The 2,928-nt window shown below is 63.8% G+C and carries 4 protein-coding genes; 3 read left to right on the top strand and 1 reads right to left on the bottom strand.

Going from position 1 to position 2,928, the window contains the following annotated elements:
* Window positions 1-33: 33 nt before the first annotated feature.
* Window positions 34-867, bottom strand: coding sequence for an SDR family NAD(P)-dependent oxidoreductase (locus tag ACIHAD_RS48790; RefSeq protein WP_397361740.1), 834 nt, complete (start codon window positions 865-867; stop codon window positions 34-36).
* A gap of 149 nt (window positions 868-1,016) precedes the next feature.
* Here ACIHAD_RS48790 and ACIHAD_RS48785 point away from each other — a divergent pair, with 149 nt between their 5' ends.
* From ACIHAD_RS48785 to ACIHAD_RS48775, 3 genes are all read left to right on the top strand, one after another.
* The gene (locus ACIHAD_RS48785; RefSeq protein WP_397361739.1) at window positions 1,017-1,499 is read left to right on the top strand and encodes a helix-turn-helix domain-containing protein; all 483 of its coding nucleotides are present in this window, start codon (window positions 1,017-1,019) and stop codon (window positions 1,497-1,499) included.
* The gene (locus tag ACIHAD_RS48780; RefSeq protein WP_397361738.1) at window positions 1,496-1,882 is read left to right on the top strand and encodes a hypothetical protein; all 387 of its coding nucleotides are present in this window, start codon (window positions 1,496-1,498) and stop codon (window positions 1,880-1,882) included. The genes ACIHAD_RS48785 and ACIHAD_RS48780 overlap by 4 nt, the downstream gene beginning before the upstream one ends.
* A 404-nt stretch (window positions 1,883-2,286) precedes the next feature.
* Entirely contained in the window at window positions 2,287-2,598 is a 312-nt protein-coding gene (locus tag ACIHAD_RS48775; protein WP_397361737.1) for a hypothetical protein, read from the top strand.
* Window positions 2,599-2,928 lie beyond the last annotated feature (330 nt).

Genomic DNA, 2,928 nt, shown 5'->3' with positions numbered 1-2,928 from the left:
GGCCCAGAACCCGCTCCCGCAGACACTTAGCGCTTAACCTGCAAAAACAGGATCACGCGAAGATCGATTCATACACCACGTCCGTGGACGTGACCTGCTGTTGCGACGTTGATCGGCCTGTTTGTGATTACACAGTGGGACTCTTCTCGGTGGTGTCCGTTGCAGGTCGCCCTCCCGGTAGGTGGCGGGTTCAGGACCAGGAGATCTCGCCTGTTCGGTCGACGAAGCGTCCGGAGCGCGCGCCGGGTTCTCTGTGGCCAGCGTGATGATCGCGTCCGTGCCTTCGGTGACGGCTTGGGGGCCGCTGTTGCCGTTGAGGTCTGTCGCGGCGTAGCCGGGATCGGCGGCGTTGATATGGATGCCAGGCAGGGCTTTGGCGTACTGGGTGGTCAGCATCGTGAGCGCTGCCTTTGAGGCGGTGTAGAGCGGCGCGATCACCGACGATTCGGCCCGGGACGGGTCATGAGTGTAGGCGAGCGAGCCCATTCCGCTGCTGACGTTGATGATGACCGGGTCTGGTGATCGGCGAAGCAGCGGCAGGAAGGCGTTGGTCGTTCGGACCGTGCCGACAAGGTTGACGTCGAAGACGTTGAGAGCGTCGGTGCCGGTCAAGGCGGTGGCGTCGCCGGAGGGGCCGTGGATGCTGGCGTTGTTGATCAGGACGTCGATTCGGCCCTCGTGGGCGGCGACGGATGCGTCATCGGTCACGTCGATGCGGACGAAGCGTGCGCCGAGTGCGGCGGCGGCCTGCCGGCCTCGCTCGGGGTCTCGCGCGCCGAGCAGCGCGGTGTGACCGAGTTCGATGAGGCGGCGGGCGGTCTCGCGGCCGAGCCCCTTGTTGGCTCCGGTGATGAAGGCGATCGTCATGTGGTCAATGTTCGGGCGGCCTGTGGCAGGCGGCCAGGGATGCGTCAACGGTAGGAGCAGCAGTGCCACCTTCCGGGTCGCCTTCCATGACCGGGGATGAATGAGGATGGATGTCATGACTACGACGGGCCGGGGCTGGACTGGGTGTGATGATCCGTACATGGCGGGAGCGGCTGTCTCCGTCGGCTGTGGCGCTCCCGGTGGGGCGGGCGCGGCGCGCGGTGGGCCTACGTCGTGAGGAGCTCGCTGAGCTGGCCGGCGTGTCGGTCGACAATGTCGTGCGTCTGGAGGAGGGGCGAGCCACGACGCCTTCGGCACAGGTCGTCGCGTCTCTTGCGCGGGCCCTGCAGCTGTCTGTGTCTGAGCGCGATCATCTGTACCGGTTGGCTCGCCTTGTACCGCCGGCGAACGGGGCGATCTCCGATCACATCCCGCCGGGTGTGCAGCGAGTGCTCGCCCGGCTCGGCGATGTGGCGGTGGCTGTGTTCGCGGCGGATCGGCAGCTGGTCTGGTGGAACCGTAGTTGGGCTGCATTGCTGGGCGATCCCTCGGCGTCGCCGTCCCGCTTGCGCAATTTCGCCCGGGATCGGTTTCCGGTCGGGGGCCTGCTCGCCTGGCCTTGTGGCCCGTGAGTGAACTGGATAAGGAAACTACCGATCTCGCCGTTGTGTCCGATCTACGCCGGGCCACTGGCCGCTTTCCTCAGGACGCACGCCTGACGCAGCTGATCGGCGAACTGCGTACCGGTAACGAGAGGTTTGCTGAGCTCTGGGCGATGGGGACGGTGGGGACGGTGGGGGCTCATCGTGAGGACCACAAGACGATCCACCATCCGTTGGTAGGGCCGACCAGGGTGGACTGTGACGTCCTGGTCGGCGGTGACTCTGGGTGCAAGATTGTGATCATGAGTGCTGTGCCCGGGAGCGCGGACGAGACCAGGCTTCGGCTTGCTGCGGTCGCCGGTCCACCGGTCGATGCCGATGGCTCGCCTGCGCGTCTGGCGTCATCAGGGTGACGCCCAGGAGTTCGGCTCACTCTTTGGTCCTTGTTTTCGGGATTGTCGTCAATCGGGTTGTCGGCTGGGAATGGCTTGGTTCTTTCTATTTGGGATGATAAAGTCCTGGCGATTCCGGGCAGGCTGGACGCGCTTTTCGCTGTTCAGGGACGAGCGGCCCTTTGAGACGGCTTCGGCGAGCGGTCGACCTTCCTCTTACTGAGGTGGTTTTATTTCCTCCGACAAGCCGGGCAGATAAGAACGTCCCGGAAAAAGCGTGAGCCGGTGGGGGAAGAAAACCACTCCAGGAGTGCTTGTCGGCGATCGCTTCAAGCCGGGAGGCTTGTCAATATGTGCTCGCAGCAAGTGGGGCTCGGTCGTTGGAAGCCGGCCCCCTGTCGTCCATTGGTAAGGGGTAGGGGAACGTGAACGTTGAGGAGGAGATCCTCGATCTGCAACTCCGTCTGCAGGGGCTGGAGACGCGGTCGTGCTCGGGCGGCCAGGATGCGGTGTTGGCCGGGCTGGCCACTGCGAGGGCCGAGATCGTCGATGTTCGCTCAGGGGTCCGTCAGGACTTCGAGATCCTCAACTTCGAGATCACGCGCCTTCGTGAGCGGTTCGACGAGAACTGCAAGGCCAGCCTGCTGGAGACGTTGACGATGTTCGAGGGCCTTCGGTTCCAGCTGAACGACCTGGGGCTCAGACTTGATCGCCTGTTGGCGAAAGATGACGCGTAGGCGGATTTGAGCCCCCCGACTTAAGTCGGGGGGCTCATTCTTGGGATTGTTGCGGCTTGCTTGACTGCTCACGCGGCTGGATGGCGCGGCAATGGACACCGGCTTCAGGATGTTTGAGCAGATCGAGGAAGCGTGGGGTTGGTACCAGGAAATGGTGACGGCCATCCCGTGTTCCTTCTAGGGCCTTGTCCGAGAACGAAGGAGCCTACGTGATGGCCGCGAAGAACAGTGTGTCGGGTTGCGTCCACGGAAGTGGTGTACGAGTTTGACCTGGTCAACAGGTGTGGCGCCGTGAAATGAGTACGGCCATCGCGTGATCCTTCGTAGCAA

The organism is Nonomuraea sp. NPDC052265, assembly GCF_044547985.1.
Lineage (GTDB): Bacteria > Actinomycetota > Actinomycetes > Streptosporangiales > Streptosporangiaceae > Nonomuraea.
The sequence above is the reverse complement of the archived record's forward strand: the minus strand, read 5'-3'. Positions and strand labels throughout refer to the sequence as shown.

What these genes read in the sequence shown, in the direction of transcription:
- ACIHAD_RS48790 (WP_397361740.1), bottom strand. Translation starts at nt 867, where the DNA reads ATGACGATCGCCTTCATCACCGGAGCCAACAAGGGGCTCGGCCGCGAG.
- ACIHAD_RS48785 (WP_397361739.1), top strand. Translation starts at nt 1,017, where the DNA reads ATGATCCGTACATGGCGGGAGCGGCTGTCTCCGTCGGCTGTGGCGCTC.